The following is an 896-nucleotide window of genomic DNA, read 5'->3' on the forward strand; positions in this document are numbered from 1 at the left end:
CTTGCAGGGTATCCGTAGCTGCTGCAGCTTCCACGCGTGTTTGTCGACCTTCCAGCCCCAGTTTACCGAAGGAGGGAAAAGTCTGACTCAGCCCCACACTCAGCATACTCATCTGCTGCTGGTTCATGGAGAAACTGTTGAGGGGTAAATCTTCAGCACCCAGAGACAAATGCGGATCAGGCAACTGGGCTACGGATACGGCCTGATGTTTTAATTCTACTATTTTCTGGGTCAGCGCGCCGAGCCCCGGGTTTTGACGCAAGGCAATGGCTTGCGCGTTCTGCAAACTTAACGGATCAGCGCATGCTGCGGCCGTTGAAAAGCACAGTATCATCCCGGCCAAGAGCCGCATACTGTTCTTGGCTGATAATCGTTCCAATAGATTGGCATCCATGAAAATCTCCATAGCAAATCATTGACATTTCTCCTTTGAAAAAAGGAGTGCCTGCTTGCTGAGGAGAACTTAAATGGTCAATCGTACGTGAAGCAGCGGAGGTGGATGGTAAGAGGGTTCAGGGGAAAAAAGACCGGGACGATCCCTCGCAACGAACTGAGAGTGGGTCCATGTCACGGATCCAATCCACACGGGAGTCGGGACAGAAATTCTAGAAAAGCGCAATCCGCCAGGCGCATGCGTCTGTGCACAGATGGCCATACACTGACTACTCATTGCTTCGGAATGGGGATCCATCATCCGCATGTCCATGCCGGGGTTATCCCGGCAACAGGGCATGTTCGCCATGGACATCCTCATCATGGACATCCCGTGCATTTCAACACAGGATATGCCCTGTGGCATCGCCACCGCAGCATTGCTCATCCAGGTTCCAATAAGGAACAAGGACAACATTGCCAGCGAACGAAAGTAGCGGCGAAGCTTTAACATAATTCGACCA

At 51.9% G+C, this 896-nt stretch carries 1 pseudogene; it reads right to left on the reverse strand.

Annotated elements, in window-relative coordinates:
- Nucleotides 1-352, reverse strand: a pseudogene (locus tag BLW97_RS18465) (TolC family protein); the annotation flags it as partial.
- Nucleotides 353-896 lie beyond the last annotated feature (544 nt).

This window comes from Acidithiobacillus albertensis, assembly GCF_001931655.1.
GTDB lineage: Bacteria > Pseudomonadota > Gammaproteobacteria > Acidithiobacillales > Acidithiobacillaceae > Acidithiobacillus > Acidithiobacillus thiooxidans.